Below are 16,019 nucleotides of genomic sequence, written 5' to 3'. Positions count from 1 at the left end.
CGGGCGCCGGCACCAGGCCCGAGACGCCCAGCCCGGTGCCCGGGCCGATCAGCGCGCGCGGCGCGGTGGGTACGGCCGTGCCCGCGCGCACCTGCGCCAGCGCATCGGCCGGCAGCCAGGGCAACGCCAGCGCCAGCGAGGTGAAATCGTTAATCGCCACCAGCGTGGTCAGTCCCAGCGACTCACGCATCTGTTCGATCGAAAAGGCCCAGTTGTGATTGGTCAGCTTGACGTGATCGCCGGTCACCGGATTGGCCAGCCCGATGGCCGCATGGCGCACCGCGTCGGCACGCTGCGCCTGCAGGTACTGGCGCATCGCCGCTTCGAGCGACGGAAAATCTGCCACCTTGTAGCCGGTGACTTCGCCGATGCGCATCGGCGCGGATTCCAGGGCAAAGCGGACGTTGGTGCCGCCGACATCGGCCAGCAGGCGGGGATAAGCAGAGGCGTTGCGGGTCATCGGTCTTCAGGTGCGAAAGATGTCTACGCCGCGGCGATGGCGCGCCAGCACCACGCTCACGGGCAGCGACGGCGTGGGCGCCTGCAGCGCGCGCGCCAGGACTTCGGCCTTCTTCTCGCCGGAAATGGCCAGGAACATGCGCTCGGCGGCCAGCAGCGCCGCAAGGTTGAGCGTCACGCGCGCATGCGGCGCCACGCTGGGATGAGTCACGACATAGGCGGGCGTCGGGTCGGACAGCGCGTCCTGCAATTCGGGGGCATCGGGAAACAGCGACGCGGTGTGCCCGTCCTCGCCCATGCCCAGCACCACCACATCGGGCTGCTGGAATGCGCCGTTCAGCCGCGCGACGGCGCGTTGCGGCTCGGCGGCTTCCGCTTCGTCACGGATCAGCGGCACCCATGCCGCCACGCCCGCGCCTTCGCGCAGCAAATGGTTGCGTACCAGCGCGCCATTGCTGTCGGCATGGTCGGGCGGCACGGCGCGTTCGTCGACCAGCGTCACGGTCACGGCGTCCCAGCGAATCGGCCGATAGCGCAGCCGCTCGAACATCGGCAGCGGCGACTTCCCGCCGGAAACGGCCAGCACGGCCCAGCCCTTTGCCTTGATGACGAGATCGAGTGCGTGGCCCACCGAGATGGCCAGCGATTCGGCCTGATCCATCGGCGTGGCATGTTCGAACTGGCGCATGGCGATCTCCTGGCGGTGGACAAGCGGTTGAAGGGTTACGTGTTCGATGCGCGGGGGATGTGCTGAAGGCAGCGGGCGGTGGCGAAGGGGCCGGGGCGCGACGGCATAGCCGATTGGCCGGCCCCGTGCCCGCGTCTCAGACTTCCTCGTGCCACAGCGCGTTGTCGCGCGACATCAGCGCGGACGACGCGGCGGGCCCCCAGGTGCCGGCCGTGTAAGGCTTGGGCGGTACGGTGCTCTGGTCCCAGGTGTCGATGATCGGCTCGACCCAGCGCCACGCCTGCACCTGTTCATCGCGCCGCACGAACAGGCCAAGCCGGCCGCGAATCACGTCAAGCAGCAGGCGTTCGTACGCGCCGGCGCGGCGCTTCTTGAACGAGTTGGCAAAGTCCAGATCGAGCGAGGTGGGCGTCAGCTCCAGCGTGTCGCCCGGCTGCTTGACCAGGAAATACAGGCGGATGCTTTCCTCGGGCTGCAGGCGAATGACCAGCCGGTTCTGCGGCGACAAACCCAGCGGCTTGGGAAAAATTGCGTGCGGCACGTCGCGGAAATGCACCACTATCTCGGCCACGCGCGACTGCATGCGCTTGCCGGTGCGCAGGTAGAACGGCACGCCTTCCCAGCGCCAGTTGGCGATCTCCGCCTTGACGGCCACGAAGGTTTCGGTGCGGCTGTCCGGCGCGATGCCCTGCTCTTCCAGATAGCCAACCACCGGCTTGCCGCCGATCGCCCCGGCGCGGTATTGGCCGCGCACGGTTTTCTCGGCGACGTCCTGCGGCTGGATCGGTTTGAGCGCCTTGAGGATCTTGATCTTCTCGTCGCGGATCGCGTCTTCGCTGAGGCTGGCCGGCGGCTCCATCGCCACCATGCACAGCAGCTGCAGCAAGTGGTTCTGCACCATGTCGCGCAGCGCGCCGGTGCGGTCATAGAAATCGCCGCGCGTTTCCACGCCCAGTTCCTCGGCGATGGTGATCTGCACGTCCTGCACCCATTCGCGCCGCCACAGCGGCTCGAACAGCGCGTTGCCGAAGCGGATCGCCATCAGGTTCTGCACCGACTCCTTGCCCAGATAGTGATCGATCCGGTAGATCTGGTCTTCCGCGAAGAACTGCGCGACGGCGGCGTTGATGGCCTCCGAGGAATCGAGATCGTGGCCCAGCGGTTTTTCCAGCACCACGCGCACATTGGGCGTGTTCAGACCGGTGCGGCCCAGTTGTTCGCAAATCGGCACGAAGATGTGCGGCGCCGTGGCCAGATAGCAGACCACGACTTCGGGCTTGCGCGACAGCACTTTCTCGGCCAGCGCGTCGAAGTGCGCGGGCTGGCGCGCGTCGGCCTGCACGTAGCAGATGCGTTCGAGAAACGATGCCCATGCGTCGGGCGGCGCGTGCTCCAGACCGGGCCGCACGGAATCTTCCAGCGAGGCCTTGTATTGCTCGGTGGTCTGCGCGTGGCTCCCGGTGGCCAGGATCCGCGCCGACGGATGCAGTACGCCGCAGCGGTGCGCATCAAAAAGGGCCGGCAGCAGCTTGCGCCGCGCCAGGTCACCGGTGCCGCCAAACAGCACCATGTCGAAATCGGGCATGCTCACCCTGGACTCCTTGCGGGGATGGGGGGGCGCCCCCCGGCAACTACTGAGTGCCGGCGGGCGGCGTATAAGTTCCAGCCAAGTGTCCGGCCATGTTACGTCACTCGCCTTGCCTTGTGCACGCGCCCATCCCGCCATGCGGAATAGCGTACCCGTTTCTGCGTGGATGCAAGACGGGTTGCTACGGCGGGTGACAGCGGCGTGACACGTCGCGAGATCGTCGCGCCGCACGAAGGCTGCGCGGAACATCCGCCGCATTGGGTGATCCCAACGTCAGGCAAGCGCAGCGCCGGTGCGGCGCGCGATTTTCGGCTACGCTGCACAAGCGCCCTGAACACGACACCTCGCAAGACAACGCCCCGCAAAAACATCTCACCCGACTCCAGGAGAGCCCCATGCCCCCGCATCCCGTTCTGGAACGGGTCACGGCCCGCATCGTGACCCGCAGCGCCCCGACCCGCCAGGCTTATCTCAATCGCACCCGCGCCATGGCCGGGCAGAAGGTGGAGCGCAGCAACCTGTCCTGCACGAACCTGGCCCACGCGGTGGCCGCCATGCCCGACAACGCCAAGATTAGGCTCAAGGCGCAGGAGCGGCCCAACCTGGCGATCGTGTCCGCCTACAACGACATGCTGTCCGCGCACCAGCCGCTGGAAGCCTTTCCGAAATGGCTCAAGGAAGCGGCGCTGGAAGCCGGCGGCACCGCGCAGTTTGCGGGCGGCACGCCGGCGATGTGCGATGGCGTGACGCAGGGCCAGGACGGCATGGACCTGTCGCTGTTTTCGCGCGATGTGATCGCCATGTCCACGGCGGTGGCGCTGTCGCACCAGATGTTCGACGGCGTGCTGTGTCTGGGCGTGTGCGACAAGATCGTGCCCGGGCTGGTGATGGGCGCGCTGTCGTTCGGCCATCTGCCCGCCGTGTTCGTGCCGGGCGGCCCGATGACTACCGGCATGGGCAACGAGGAAAAGGCCCACATCCGCCAGCTGTTCGCCGAAGGCAAGATCGATCGCCAGGGGCTGCTCGAAGCCGAATCGAAGTCCTATCACGGCCCGGGCACCTGCACCTTCTACGGCACCGCCAACTCGAATCAGATGCTCATGGAGATCATGGGCCTGCATCTGCCGGGCACCGCCTTTATCAACCCGAATACGCCGCTGCGCGAGGCGCTGACGCGCGAATCGGCCCGTCAGGCGCTGCGCCTGGTGCACGGCGGCGAGCGCTACATGCCGATTGCCGAGGTACTGGACGAGCGCGCGTTCGTCAACGGCATCGTCGGGCTGGTGGCGACAGGCGGGTCGACCAATCACACGCTGCACCTGATCGCAATGGCGCGCGTGGCCGGCATCCAGCTGACGTGGGACGATTTCGACGAACTGTCCGCCGTGGTGCCGCTGCTGGCGCGCGTGTATCCGAACGGCAAGGCCGACGTGAACCAGTTCCAGGCGGCGGGCGGCTTGTCGCTGGTGATCCGCGGCCTGCTGTCGCTCGGCCTGCTGCATGACGACGTGAACACGATCGTGGGCCGCGGCCTGGGCGATTACACGCGCGAGCCGACGCTGCGCGAAGGCAGGCTGACATGGACCGACGGCCCCGCGCAAACGCTCGACGACACCATCGTACGACCCGCCGACAACCCGTTCGCGCCCGATGGCGGCATCAAGGTGCTCGATGGCAAGCTCGGCCGCTGCGTCATCAAGACATCGGCCGTGAAGCCGGAAAACCAGATCGTCGAAGCGCCGGCCATCGTGTTCCTGCATCAGGACGACGTGCTGGCGGCGTTCAAGCGCGGCGAACTCGAGCGCGATTTCGTCGCGGTGCTGCCGTGGCAGGGGCCGGCGGCGTGCGGCATGCCGGAGCTGCACAAGCTGACGCCGACGCTGACGTTGCTGCAGGATCGCGGCTTCCATGTGGCGCTGGTCACGGACGGGCGCATGTCGGGCGCGTCGGGCAAGGTACCGGCGGCGATCCACGTGTGTCCCGAAGCGTTGTCCGGCGGCGCGATCGGCCGTGTCCGCACGGGTGACATCGTGCGTGTCGACGCCCCGGCGGGTGTGCTGACGGTGAAGGTCGACGAGGCGCAGTGGGCCGCGCGCCAGGTCGATATTCCCGATCTTTCGGCCAATCGCCACGGTGTGGGACGCGATCTGTTCGGCGGCTTCCGGGCGCACGTGAGCACGGCGGAAATGGGCGCGTGTTCACTGTTTGCCGACGAAGGCTGACGCGACAGTATTTGCGGCAAGAGCCTGGCGGGCGCTACGCGGCGCCCGAAAGCGTACCCGTTTCTGCGTGCGTGGCGCGACGCGGTTTGCGCCCATTTGGCGGCTGGCCGGAGCCCCTCCGAGGGCCTTCTCCCACGTTTTTTCCGCTTCGCGCCCACGCGCCGCCTCATGCGCGAGGGCGCCTGCGAAATATCGCTCAGTTTGGTCTGCCCGGCCCCGACGAACGGATGCGATAGCCGTCGGCGCGGCCGCGGGCATCGCCATCACCATCGTCGCGGGGGTCGGCATCGGCATCGTCGATGGCAGGCATATGCACGTCCCGCACCGGCACGGCGATGCGGCAGCCGGCGTTCTCGACGGTCGATTTCAGGCGCGCGAACAGCGCGAACTGCACGGCCCAGAAGTCGTCGTTGGACGTCCAGTAGCGCGCGTTCAGCGTCACCCCGCGATCCGTGTAGCGCACCACCATGACTTCACGCCGCGGCTCGGCAAGCAGGCGCTTCTCGCTGTCGAGCATCGCCGCCAGTGCGTCGAGCCCGGCCTGGATCGGACTGTCGAAGGTCACCGTGACTTCCATGTCCATGCGGCGCGTCGGGTTCTCGCTGTAGTTCATGATCGCGCTGCCCCAGATCTTGCCGTTGGGCACGCGCAGGCAGACACCGTCGAACGTCTGCAGCTCCGTCATGAACAGCCCCGTCTCGCGCACGGTGCCCGCCACGCCTTGCGCGTCGATGTACTGACCTACGCGAAACGGCCGCAACAGCACCAGCATGATCCCGGCGGCGATGTTCTGCAGCGTGCCCTGCAGCGCGAGGCCGATAGCCAGGCCCGCCGCGCCCAGCATCGCGATGATGCTTGCGGTCTGCACGCCGAACTGCGACAGGACCAGCACAACGGTCAGCACGCGGATGATCCACTGCACGATGCTGGCCAGCATCGGGCGCAGCGTGTCGTCGACATGGGTGCGCTGCAGCGCCTGACGCAGCCCGCGCGCGGCGCGCGCCGACAACCACCAGCCGATGATCAGGATCGCCAGCGCGGCCAGGCAGTTAAGCCCCTGGCTGATGGCGAACTGGGTCAGATACGCCCAGGTGGCCTCCAGCTTTGCGTGATCGATGAAATTCAGGTCCATGCGTTGACTCCACGGGATGCAAACCGGGCGTGACTTGCGAAGGGCGTGCCAGCCAGCGGCCCGGGAAATCCCAAAGCGTACCCGTTTCTGCGCGGCGCATTGCCCGATAACGGCTCGGCCCAATCTGATCGGCGCGCGCTGCGCGCATCACAATGCGGCGGCCTGCGGTGGGCGGTGTGAAGTCCTTACAACCCGGCAGAAGAATTTGCCGCCGCGCGCCACTGCCCCGGCGTGATGCCGAATGCGGCGCGAAACCGGTTGCCAAGGTGGCTGGTGGAAGCAAACCCGGCCTGGCTCGCCACTTCGTGCAGAGACAGACGGGCATTGCCGAGCAGCGCGCGAGCCCGCTCCAGCCGCGCACGCATGATCCACGCGTGCGGCGGCATGCCGAAGGACACGCGGAACATCCGCGCGAAGTGAAATTCGGACAAATCAGCCAGCGCGGCCAGCTCGCCCAGCGTGGGATTGGCCGCCGGATGCGCGTCGATCCAGTCTGCCACGCGGCGCCGCACCGCGCCGGACAAGCCGCCGCGCCATTGAGCCAACGGCCTGCGCGTGCCATGCGACAGCAGCAGATGCGTGACCGCCTCGTGCGCAATGGCGTTGCCGATCATGCGGCTGTCGATGTCCTGCCAGTCCAGCATCACCAGCCGGCGCGACAGGCCGGCCAACATCGGATCCTCGGCAAACAGCCGATCCTGCAACTGCAGTGCGCGCGGTTCGGCATCGAGCACGCGCACGCAATGCCAGGCCAGATGCTCGGGCTGGAAATACAGATGCAGAAAGCGCTGGTCGCCACCGACATGCCATGACGATTCGTGCTCGGCAGGCAGCACGCAGAGCCGGTCCGGCGCGCCCTTGCGATCCGGTGCGTCGCGCCGATAGGTGGCATGGCCGCCTTCGAGATACATCGACATCGTGTGGTGGCCGGGACGCGCGTAGGCGGTATCGTCGTGCCGATTGCGCCAGAGCGCGAGTCCCAGGCCATCGCCGAGCACACACGCGCGTTCGAGCGACGCACGCGACTGGGTGAGCGCGGAAAACACTGCGTTGTCGTGCAACGGCTGCGCGGCCGGCGAGCTGGCCGGACCATCGGCCGACGCCACCGCATCACGGCCGTGCGGGGCGGCCGAGACGTTTACGGCGGCGTTGGGAGCATTGGGGGCGCTGGGGGCAGGCGCCCGGCTGGCGATGGGCATGCTGCGACTCTAGCGCAATTCGGCCGCTGCCGGCGCGCGTCGGGCCGCTTGCGGCAACGCAGAAACGGGTACGCTTGGGCCGCAAAAAAGGGCGGCAGCACCGCCCTGGCCGATTACGCACCCTGCAGCATCAATGCGCCGCGGCGGCCTTTTCTGACGGCTGCGGCGCGGCCGGATGATCGTGCAGCCGATCGCGATTGGTCAGCTGCGGGAACAGCTTCATCCATGCGGCCACCACCAGCAGCGTGCCCGCTCCGCCCAGCAGCACGGCGCCTACGGGCCCCAGCAGCGCCGCCGTGACGCCCGATTCAAATTCGCCAAGCTGGTTCGAGGCGCCGATAAACACCGAATTCACCGCGCCCACGCGGCCGCGCATGTCGTCGGGGGTGTCGAGCTGGACCAGGGTCTGACGCACGACCACGCTGATCATGTCCGAGGCGCCCAGAATCACCAGCGCGCCCATCGACAGCGGCAGCCATGTCGACACGCCGAACACCATCGTGGCCACGCCGAAGATCGCCACCGCGCCGAACATCACGCGCCCGACACGGCGATTGAGCGGATGCCGCGCCAGCCACAGCGCAGTGACCAGCGCGCCGATGGCCGGCGACGAGCGCAGCAGCCCCAGGCCCCACGGACCGGTATGCAGAATGTCGCGCGCGTAGATCGGCAACAGCGCCGTGGCGCCGCCGAGCAGCACCGCGAACAGATCGAGCGACACCGCGCCCAGCAACACCTGATGGCTGCGGATATAGGCAAAGCCGGCAAACAGCGTCTTGACGCTGACCGGCGCGGTCAGCCGTTGCGCGGCCTGGCGCAGCTTGAGCGTGAACACCAGCGCCGCCGCGATGGCGAACAGCGTGGCGCTGATCGCATACACCACGCCCGGGCCGGCCACATACGCGAAGCCGCCCAGCGCGGGGCCGATGATGATGGCGGTCTGCGCCGCCGAACTCGACAGCGCCACCGCGCGCGGCAGCATGCGCGGCGTGACCACGCTGGGCAGCAGCGCCTGCAGCGTCGGCGTTTCAAAGGCGCGGCAACCGCCAATCGCGGCGACGAAGAAAAAGATGTGCTCGCTGGTCACCCAGCCCGACAGGCTGGCCACGGCCATCGACAGCGCGATCGCCGCTTCCGCGATCTGGCAGGTGCGCACGATGATGCGACGATCGAAACGGTCGGCCACATGGCCCGACATCAGCATCAAGACGATCGACGGCAGGAACTGCACCAGACCGACCATGCCGAGCATGAATGGATCGCGCGTCAGGTCGTACATCTGCCAGCCGACGGCCACTGTGAAGATCTGGTAGCCGATGGTGGTGCAGAGCCGGGCAAACCAGAAATGCCGGAAAGCGGGATCGCGGAAAACGGTGTCCGGCTCATTGGCCGGGTGCGCGGGGGCAGATGACATGAGACTGGAAAGCGTCTGGCGACGCGCAAAGGCGGGCAATGTACGCAACCGCGTACAACGGCAAAGTCAGGAATTCTAGCCGACTCCCCGGCAATACGCCGACAGCGCCATGTATCTACATTGATGCATGAATACCACAGCCTCGACACAAATTCGTGCCCAAGAATGTGGTTGCGAATCATTCTTATTTATACTCCGGGCTGGACGACAGGCGCATTACAAGGCACCGCGTCGGCGCACAACGCTGCAAACGTGCGTCAGACATCACCGATATCGGTGTCGCCTTCGCCGCTTCTTTTTGCCTTCCGCCTTTCCGGATTTACACCGTGCTGCCCGCATTTCGACTTTCCTTCTGCGCGACCGGCGTCGCGCTGCTCTGCCTGTCCCCTGTCTCGCAAGCCCAGACCGTCCAGCCCGCTGCGCCGGCCCCCGCTGCCGCCGGCAATTCGCTGAGCGCGGTCACCGTGGTTGGCAACTGGCTGGAAGCGCCCAGCGAGGAAAAGGTGCTCGAGCATCCGGGCGCACGGACCATCGTCGAGCGCGAAACCTTCACCGAAAGCGGCGCGAACAACGTGCGCGATGTGTTGCGCCGCGTGCCGGGCGTGCAGGTACAGGAAAGCAATGGCACGGGCGGCAGCGATATTTCGCTGAACGTTGGCGTGCGCGGGCTGACCTCGCGCCTCTCGCCGCGCTCGACGATCCTGATGGACGGCGTGCCGCTGGCCGTGGCGCCGTACGGCCAGCCGCAGTTGTCGATGGCACCGCTGTCGCTGGGCAATCTCGATGCCGTGGATGTGGTGCGCGGCGCCGGTTCGGTCCGTTATGGCCCGCAGAACGTCGGCGGCATCATCAACTTCGTCTCGCGCGCGATTCCGAAGACGTTTGCGGCCGATGCGTCGATCGAAACCGACATCTACAGCCATGGTGGCAACGCCAAGGCCAATCCGACCGCGTTCATCGGCGGCACCAACGACAAGGGTCTGGGCGGGGCCTTCCTGTATTCGGGCGTGCACGGTAACGGCTTCCGCGAAAGCAATGACTACGTCGACATCGACGACCTGATGCTCAAGGGCGCGTACCAGATCACGCCGAACGATACGATCTCGGCCCAGTTTCATTACTACGAGGCGCACGCCGGCATGCCGGGCGGACTGACCAGCGCGAAGTACGCGGCCAATCCGTTCCAGTCGGATCGTCCCTATGACGATTTCTCGGGCCGCCGCAGCGATTTCTCGGTCAAGTACGCGCACAACGACGCCAATCGCAAGTTCGAAGTGCTGACGTACTACACCGACAGTTTCCGCGGCAGCACGCTGGAACAGCAGGGCACGGGCGCTACGGCCGCGCAGCGCCGACTGACCACCGCGCCGCGCAACTACCATGTGTTCGCATTCGAGCCGCGCTATTCGCAGCTGTTCCGCACCGGCAGCGTCAGCAACGAAGTCAGCATCGGTTATCGCTACCTGCGCGAAGCCAGCGATGAAAAGGCCACGCGCACCGCGTACTACACGCCGGGAACGGTGTTCGCGCCCGATCTGTCGGCGCCGGTGTACCAATGGCGCACGGGCGGCACCACGGCCAACGCGGTGTATATCGACGACACCATCAACTGGGGCAACTGGACCATCACGCCGGGCCTGCGCTACGAGTTCATCCGCTCGAACCTGACCGACCGCTTTACGAACGTGCGCACCGACGTGTCGTCCAACGAGCCGCTGCCGTCGCTGTCGGTGCTGTATCACATCAACGACAACTGGACGGCCTTTGCCAATGCCGGCGTGTCGTTCGGCCCGCTGCAGTACTTCCAGATCGCGTCCACCACCAACGGACTGACGCCTGAAAAAGCCAAGACCTACGAGGTTGGCACGCACTTCAACGACATCAACGGGTTTGGCGGCGAGCTGACGCTGTTCAACATCGACTTCGACGACGAACTGCAGTTGCGCGGCGGCACGGGCGGCGCGCCCGATGCGTGGACCAACCTGGGCGCCACCACGCACCGCGGCATCGAATCGGCGCTGCGCTACGACTTCGGCAAGCTGTCGAAGACGCTGGCCGGCCTGAGCGCCTACGCCACTTACACGTTCACCGACGCCTACTATCAGCAGGGCAATTTTGCCGGCCGCGACCTGCCGTTCTATTCGCGCCACACGGCCACGTTGGGCATGCGATACGCGCGCAACCGCTGGACGCTCAACGTCGATGGTTTTGCGCAGTCGAAGCAGCATTCGCCCGGCGATCCCGCCACGTCGACCGTGTATCAAACGCAGGAATCCGCCAACGGCGCGCTGGGCGACATTCCCGGCTATGCGCTGATGAACCTGCGGCTGGGCTACGACTTCGGCAAGACGGCGCAGAATCTGAAGCTGGCGGTGGGCATCAAGAACGTGTTCGACCGCCGCTACTTCACGCGCTCCACCGACAACAACTCCGGCAAGTATGTGGGCATGCCGCGCACTTTCTACATCCAGGCGTCGCTGGCATATTGAGCGCCCCCGACGCGCCATCGGCACCATGAAAAACGGCCCGCTTGTTGCGGGCCGCTTCGTTTGGCGATGCGGTTTCCGGCTGCGGCCGGGACCGGATCAGACGATCTCGCGCGTTTCCAGGAAGCGGATATTCGGAAAACGCTCCTGCGTCAGGCGCAGATTCACCATGCTGGGCGCCAGGTAGACATGATCGCCCGCGCCGTCGAGCGCGACGTTGTGGCCGTTCTTGTCGATCAGCTTGTCGATCTCGGCCGGATCGCCCTTGAGCCAGCGCGCGGTCGCGCATTCATGCGATTCGAAGATCGCGTCGACGCCGTACTCGTGTTCGAGCCGGTGCGCCACCACATCGAACTGCAGCATGCCCACCGCACCGAGCACGAGGTCGTTGGACATCAACGGGCGGAACATCTGCGTGGCGCCTTCCTCGGCCAGCTGCTGCAAACCCTTCTGCAACTGCTTGACCTTGAGCGGGTTGTTCAGGCGCGCGCGACGGAAAAACTCGGGCGCGAACGACGGAATGCCCGTGAAGCGCAACGGCTCGCCTTCGGTGAACACATCGCCCAGCCGGATCGTGCCGTGGTTGGGCACGCCGATGATGTCGCCCGCGTAGGCCTCTTCGGTCGTGTTGCGATCCTGCGCCATGAAGGTGATGGCGTTGTTGATCGCCACGGTCTTGCCCTGCGCCACGTGCAGCAGTTTCATGCCACGGTCGAAACGGCCCGAGCAGACGCGCACGAACGCGATGCGGTCGCGGTGGCGCGGGTCCATGTTGGCCTGGATCTTGAACACGAATCCGGTGAACTTGGCCTCCTGCGGCTCCACGGTGCGCGATTCGGTGCGGCGCGCCAGCGGCGGCGGCGACAGCTCGCACAGCGCATCGAGCAGCGACTGCACGCCGAAGTTGTTGATGGCTGAGCCGAAGTACACGGGCGTCTGCTTGCCCGACAGGAATGCTTGCTTGTCGAACGTGTGCGACGCGCCACGCACCAGTTCGATTTCCATGCGCAGTTCGTCGGCCTGCGAGCCGAGAATGCGGTCCAGCTCCGGGTTGTCCAGGCCGTCCAGGATTGCGGACGTTCCCTTTTCGCCCTTCGGATCGAACAACTGCACCTTATCGTCGATCATGTGATACACGCCGCGGAACGCCTTGCCCATGCCGATCGGCCAGGTCATCGGCGCGCACTGGATCTTCAGCACGTCCTCGATTTCATCGAGCAGCTCGATGGGCGAACGGCCTTCGCGGTCGAGCTTGTTGATGAACGTGAGAATCGGCGTGTCGCGCAGACGGCAGACATTGAGCAGCTTGATGGTCTGCGCTTCCACGCCATTGACCGAGTCGATCACCATCACGGCCGAATCGACCGCCGTGAGCGTACGGTACGTGTCTTCGGAAAAGTCCTCGTGCCCCGGCGTGTCGAGCAGGTTGACGATGTTTTCCTGCGCCTCGGCGCGCGGCTGATACGGGAACTGCATCACCGACGACGTGACGGAAATGCCGCGCTGCTTTTCCAGTTCCATCCAGTCGGACGTGGCGTGACGGTCGGCCTTGCGGGCGCGCACTTCGCCGGCCACCTGGATGGCGCCGCCAAACCAGAGCAGCTTTTCGGTGAGCGTGGTCTTACCCGCGTCCGGGTGGGAGATGATGGCAAACGTGCGCCGACGCGCAATTTCGGAAACGAGCGAACTCACGGCTTGTGGAGTCAGGTAATGGCAAGCCCGGGCAGTGCGGCGGCGCCAGCCAGATGAGGCGGCGCAACGAAAGGGCCGGGAAGCGGAAGCGGCCCGGGAAACGTCCCGGGATCGAATGGGGCGCTATTTTACCGGTTCGCGGGCCCGGCCGGGGGATGCGCCAGATCGCCGGCTTTCTGGCGCGCGGGATCGTGCCCGCGCAGGCTGCCGAATTGCAGCGCGTACTGGCGCGTCAGCTCAGCGCCGAAGAAGAATATCTGCGCCGAGTAATACACCCACAGCATCAGCGCCACGACCGAACCGGCCGCGCCGTACGACGACGCCACGGCGCTGTTGCCCAGATACAGGCCGATCAGGCGCTTGCCGACGGCGAACAGCAACGCGGTGATGACCGCGCCCATCGTGACGTCGCGCCAGGCGATGCGTGCGTTCGGCAGCATCTTGAAAATCACCGCGAAGAGCGCGGTCACGACCGCGAACGAGAACAGCGTGGAGATGACGTCCGCGATCGGCGCGAACCACGAGGCGGCCCAAAGCTGGCCCCAGAAGCGGTTGATCACCGCCAGCGCGGCGTTGACGATCAGCGACACCAGCAGCATGAAGGCCAGCGCCAGCACGATGCTGAACGACAGCAGCCGCGCGCGCAGTAGTTTTTTCCAGCCCGCGCCCGCCGGCGGCGGCGCCTGCCAGATGTCGTCGAGGCTGCCCTTGAGTTCGGCAAAGGCGCTCGTGGCGCCGACAAACAGGATGCCGGTGGCAATGATCGCCGCGATACCGCTGCCGCCCGCGCGGTGCGTGGCGGCAAGGATTTCCTGGATCGCCGCCGCGCCCTGCGTCCCGACCAGCCCTTCGAGCTGGGCAAAGATCTCGCCGCGCGCCGCTTCGGCGCCGAAGAACAGGCCGGCGATGGAGATCACCAGCACCAGGATCGGCGCCATCGAAAACAGCATGTAGAACGACAGGGCCGCGCCCTTGCTGGCGGCGCGATGCTCGAACCACGACATCACGGCGGCGGACACCACGCGCACGGTGCGGGTGCCGGTATGCCGGTCGGGCAGCAGGCGGCCGCGCTGCGGGCGCGGCGGTGTGGAATCGGAAGGTTCGTGCACGTGGTCGGAGGGCATGCCGTTCGTCCTGGATGGTGGCTCGCGTGGAACGCAAGTGTCGCATCTGTCACGATAAAAGCGTGGCTGCCGTGTTTCGCAGCGTCTGTCAGGCAGAGTCTGATGTGTGTTGTCCATCATAGGTCGCCGCGCCCAGCGCCGCACACGCAACCTGCTACAGTGAATTCACACACCCATGCCGGACACGCACATGCCGGGTCGGACGCCCTGGCGCGGCGCACGGCCGGAAACAGGAGGCTACCGTGATCGTCACCTTGCCCGCGCGGCGCAACGCCGCATGGTCCGCGCTCTTCACGCTGAGCGCGATGACATGCCTGCTGGCCATCGCCGGTTGCGAGCGCAACCAGCAGCCCGGCCCAGGCCCCAAGCCGATTTCGAGCCAGATGACCGCACCGCCGACGTCGGGCGCTTCGGCCAGCCAGGGCGCCGCACGGCCCTAGCCTCGGGCGGGACAGAAGACACGTCGGCGCGCCGGTCACGCGGCGATCGTAGCTGTCGTAACGAGCGTAATGCGCGAGGCGCGCGCCATTCGTTCGGAACGGGACCGCGCCGCCACGGCGATCCGCGTGATGCCCAGCGCCTCGCCCATCTGTCTTGTCGGCAGGAAGTCCGACATAGGTATGCGTACCCGTTTCTGCGAACGTCAGCGGGTTTCAGGCGTGCAACCAGATGCACCAGTGAGCCGGCATCGGGACAGGCCTGGGACGCCGACATCGTTTTGGCACCCCGACACGCCGCAAGCTTCGCAAAACAGACACCTCTGTTTGCATTAGGGCGCGAATAGTCGGCCCCGCTCCCACCCTGGGCCCGCGATGCTGCGGTATCAGTCAGACAGATCGCGCGACCGGGGTGGCACGGCTTGCCACATCGCGCGCCCTGCCGTCCGCTTGCCGTTACAGCGGCGTAACCGATTGCGGCCGCCGTCGGCCCATTGCGCGCAAACCGGCTCGCGACACTTGCCCGCATCCCTTGTAAAACAACCGTTTGCGGTCGATTGGCACGCTTGTCGCTCTATATCCGTGCGGGAGAAACACGAGTCCACAAAACAAGAAGCACTGCACGCAGGAGTAGACACGCCATGCGCCATCCACCAGCGCGAATGACGGCACGCCGACGCGCCCATCGACTTGCGGGCCGCGCCTCCACCGTGAGGGACTTGCTCTCGCCGCCGCTGTTGCCGTTTCCGCGGCAGCCCGTACGCCCTGTCGCAACGTATTACGCAACGGCCAACTGCGGCTTCATGGCGTCGGCCAGCCGGCAGCGCAACGGTCATCCCGGCTGCTGAGCGGCCGAGGCATCCCGGGCGCACTTTATTTGCGGGTTGGCAAGGGTTTCGGGCACGCGCACGTTGCTTTTTCGCGGGCGCGCACCTAAACCGGTTTACGTGCTCCGTCCCCCGGCGGGCACCTTTTTCCAGCAAGGGAGGGAGCCACCCATGTACGCCAGAGTCGTCACCGCCATCGCACTGGCCGTGCTCTCCACCGCGGCCGCGCCGGCACTGGCCGGCAACTACGCATATTTCGACCGCCCCGACGCGGCCAATCCCAACAGCCACGCCGCGGTCAGCAACGATAGCTATGTGCGCGCCTTCGGCTGGGCCTGGGGCGATCTGCAGTTCAGTCCGGACAAGAGCGAGTCGCCGATTGCGCCGACGCCGGCCGAACGGCGGCAGGCACGCGACGGTGTGTCCGATCCGCGCGATCTGACGCCCGGACATTTCCCGCAGGAGGACAACGCGACGCCACGCGGCAGGCGCGGCAAGGTGGGCATGACCTGAAGCCCGGCCAGGGTTTTCTGGTTTCCTGGTTTCTTGCGCGGGCCAAGCCGCGCTAGCCTGCCGCCGCTGTCCGGGCGACGGGACAAAGGGGATCCGGCGAGCGGACGTCGCCGGGTCTCCCTTGGCGCTCCATGCCAGCCCTTATGCCAGCCGATCATGGGCGAGAGGTGCGCGCGTCGCCACCATCGACGTCACAACACTGCGCCCGGAGAGCCGCATTGATTCCGGCCCCGCGCCG

Annotated in this window: 12 protein-coding genes; 4 read left to right on the top strand and 8 right to left on the bottom strand. The window is 66.5% G+C overall.

Annotation, left to right across the window (positions count from 1 at the left end; all coding sequences use genetic code 11):
* The 3 genes from F7R19_RS20470 to zwf form a co-directional block, all read right to left on the bottom strand.
* On the bottom strand, nucleotides 1-460 hold a 460-nt coding region (locus F7R19_RS20470; RefSeq protein ID WP_211922768.1), incomplete at its 3' end, for a glucokinase.
* Between the two features lie 6 nt (nucleotides 461-466).
* Nucleotides 467-1,147: a 6-phosphogluconolactonase gene (pgl, locus tag F7R19_RS20465; protein ID WP_061955668.1), complete on the bottom strand. Its 681-nt coding sequence runs from the start codon at nucleotides 1,145-1,147 to the stop codon at nucleotides 467-469.
* 136 nt (nucleotides 1,148-1,283) lie between these two features.
* Complete coding sequence (gene zwf, locus F7R19_RS20460; protein WP_150981809.1) at nucleotides 1,284-2,732, bottom strand: glucose-6-phosphate dehydrogenase; 1,449 nt, start codon at nucleotides 2,730-2,732, stop codon at nucleotides 1,284-1,286.
* 398 nt (nucleotides 2,733-3,130) lie between these two features.
* Between zwf and edd the strand changes: the two genes are divergently transcribed.
* Nucleotides 3,131-4,957, top strand: a complete 1,827-nt coding sequence (edd, locus tag F7R19_RS20455) for a phosphogluconate dehydratase (protein ID WP_061955664.1) — start codon at nucleotides 3,131-3,133, stop codon at nucleotides 4,955-4,957.
* Nucleotides 4,958-5,153: 196 nt separating this feature from the next.
* Here edd and F7R19_RS20450 read toward each other — a convergent pair whose 3' ends face one another.
* From F7R19_RS20450 to F7R19_RS20440, 3 genes are all read right to left on the bottom strand, one after another.
* The gene (locus F7R19_RS20450) at nucleotides 5,154-6,089 is read right to left on the bottom strand and encodes a mechanosensitive ion channel family protein (protein WP_084003929.1); all 936 of its coding nucleotides are present in this window, start codon (nucleotides 6,087-6,089) and stop codon (nucleotides 5,154-5,156) included.
* Between the two features lie 185 nt (nucleotides 6,090-6,274).
* Nucleotides 6,275-7,288 (bottom strand): AraC family transcriptional regulator, encoded by a 1,014-nt coding sequence (locus F7R19_RS20445; protein ID WP_150981806.1) that lies wholly within the window; start codon nucleotides 7,286-7,288, stop codon nucleotides 6,275-6,277.
* A gap of 130 nt (nucleotides 7,289-7,418) precedes the next feature.
* A complete protein-coding gene (locus F7R19_RS20440; protein WP_150981805.1) occupies nucleotides 7,419-8,702 on the bottom strand; it encodes an MFS transporter in 1,284 nt (427 codons plus the stop codon).
* Between the two features lie 326 nt (nucleotides 8,703-9,028).
* Between F7R19_RS20440 and F7R19_RS20435 the strand changes: the two genes are divergently transcribed.
* The gene (locus tag F7R19_RS20435; protein WP_200899009.1) at nucleotides 9,029-11,191 is read left to right on the top strand and encodes a TonB-dependent receptor family protein; all 2,163 of its coding nucleotides are present in this window, start codon (nucleotides 9,029-9,031) and stop codon (nucleotides 11,189-11,191) included.
* 96 nt (nucleotides 11,192-11,287) lie between these two features.
* Here the strand turns inward: F7R19_RS20435 and F7R19_RS20430 are convergent, their stop codons facing one another.
* Nucleotides 11,288-12,880: a peptide chain release factor 3 gene (locus F7R19_RS20430; protein ID WP_061955659.1), complete on the bottom strand. Its 1,593-nt coding sequence runs from the start codon at nucleotides 12,878-12,880 to the stop codon at nucleotides 11,288-11,290.
* Between the two features lie 128 nt (nucleotides 12,881-13,008).
* Nucleotides 13,009-14,004 (bottom strand): YihY/virulence factor BrkB family protein, encoded by a 996-nt coding sequence (locus tag F7R19_RS20425; protein WP_150981804.1) that lies wholly within the window; start codon nucleotides 14,002-14,004, stop codon nucleotides 13,009-13,011.
* 242 nt (nucleotides 14,005-14,246) lie between these two features.
* Between F7R19_RS20425 and F7R19_RS20420 the strand changes: the two genes are divergently transcribed.
* Nucleotides 14,247-14,444, top strand: a complete 198-nt coding sequence (locus F7R19_RS20420) for a hypothetical protein (RefSeq protein WP_061955655.1) — start codon at nucleotides 14,247-14,249, stop codon at nucleotides 14,442-14,444.
* A gap of 995 nt (nucleotides 14,445-15,439) precedes the next feature.
* Nucleotides 15,440-15,781, top strand: a complete 342-nt coding sequence (locus tag F7R19_RS20415) for a hypothetical protein (protein ID WP_061955653.1) — start codon at nucleotides 15,440-15,442, stop codon at nucleotides 15,779-15,781.
* Nucleotides 15,782-16,019: the final 238 nt, after the last annotated feature.

Source organism: Cupriavidus pauculus (assembly GCF_008801835.1).
GTDB lineage: Bacteria > Pseudomonadota > Gammaproteobacteria > Burkholderiales > Burkholderiaceae > Cupriavidus > Cupriavidus pauculus.
This window is presented reverse-complemented; position numbering and strand designations above follow the sequence as displayed.

What these genes read in the sequence shown, in the direction of transcription:
- zwf (WP_150981809.1), bottom strand. Translation starts at nt 2,732, where the DNA reads ATGCCCGATTTCGACATGGTGCTGTTTGGCGGCACCGGTGACCTGGCG.
- F7R19_RS20425 (WP_150981804.1), bottom strand. Translation starts at nt 14,004, where the DNA reads ATGCCCTCCGACCACGTGCACGAACCTTCCGATTCCACACCGCCGCGC.
- F7R19_RS20445 (WP_150981806.1), bottom strand. Translation starts at nt 7,288, where the DNA reads ATGCCCATCGCCAGCCGGGCGCCTGCCCCCAGCGCCCCCAATGCTCCC.
- edd (WP_061955664.1), top strand. Translation starts at nt 3,131, where the DNA reads ATGCCCCCGCATCCCGTTCTGGAACGGGTCACGGCCCGCATCGTGACC.
- F7R19_RS20440 (WP_150981805.1), bottom strand. Translation starts at nt 8,702, where the DNA reads ATGTCATCTGCCCCCGCGCACCCGGCCAATGAGCCGGACACCGTTTTC.
- pgl (WP_061955668.1), bottom strand. Translation starts at nt 1,147, where the DNA reads ATGCGCCAGTTCGAACATGCCACGCCGATGGATCAGGCCGAATCGCTG.
- F7R19_RS20450 (WP_084003929.1), bottom strand. Translation starts at nt 6,089, where the DNA reads ATGGACCTGAATTTCATCGATCACGCAAAGCTGGAGGCCACCTGGGCG.
- F7R19_RS20415 (WP_061955653.1), top strand. Translation starts at nt 15,440, where the DNA reads ATGTACGCCAGAGTCGTCACCGCCATCGCACTGGCCGTGCTCTCCACC.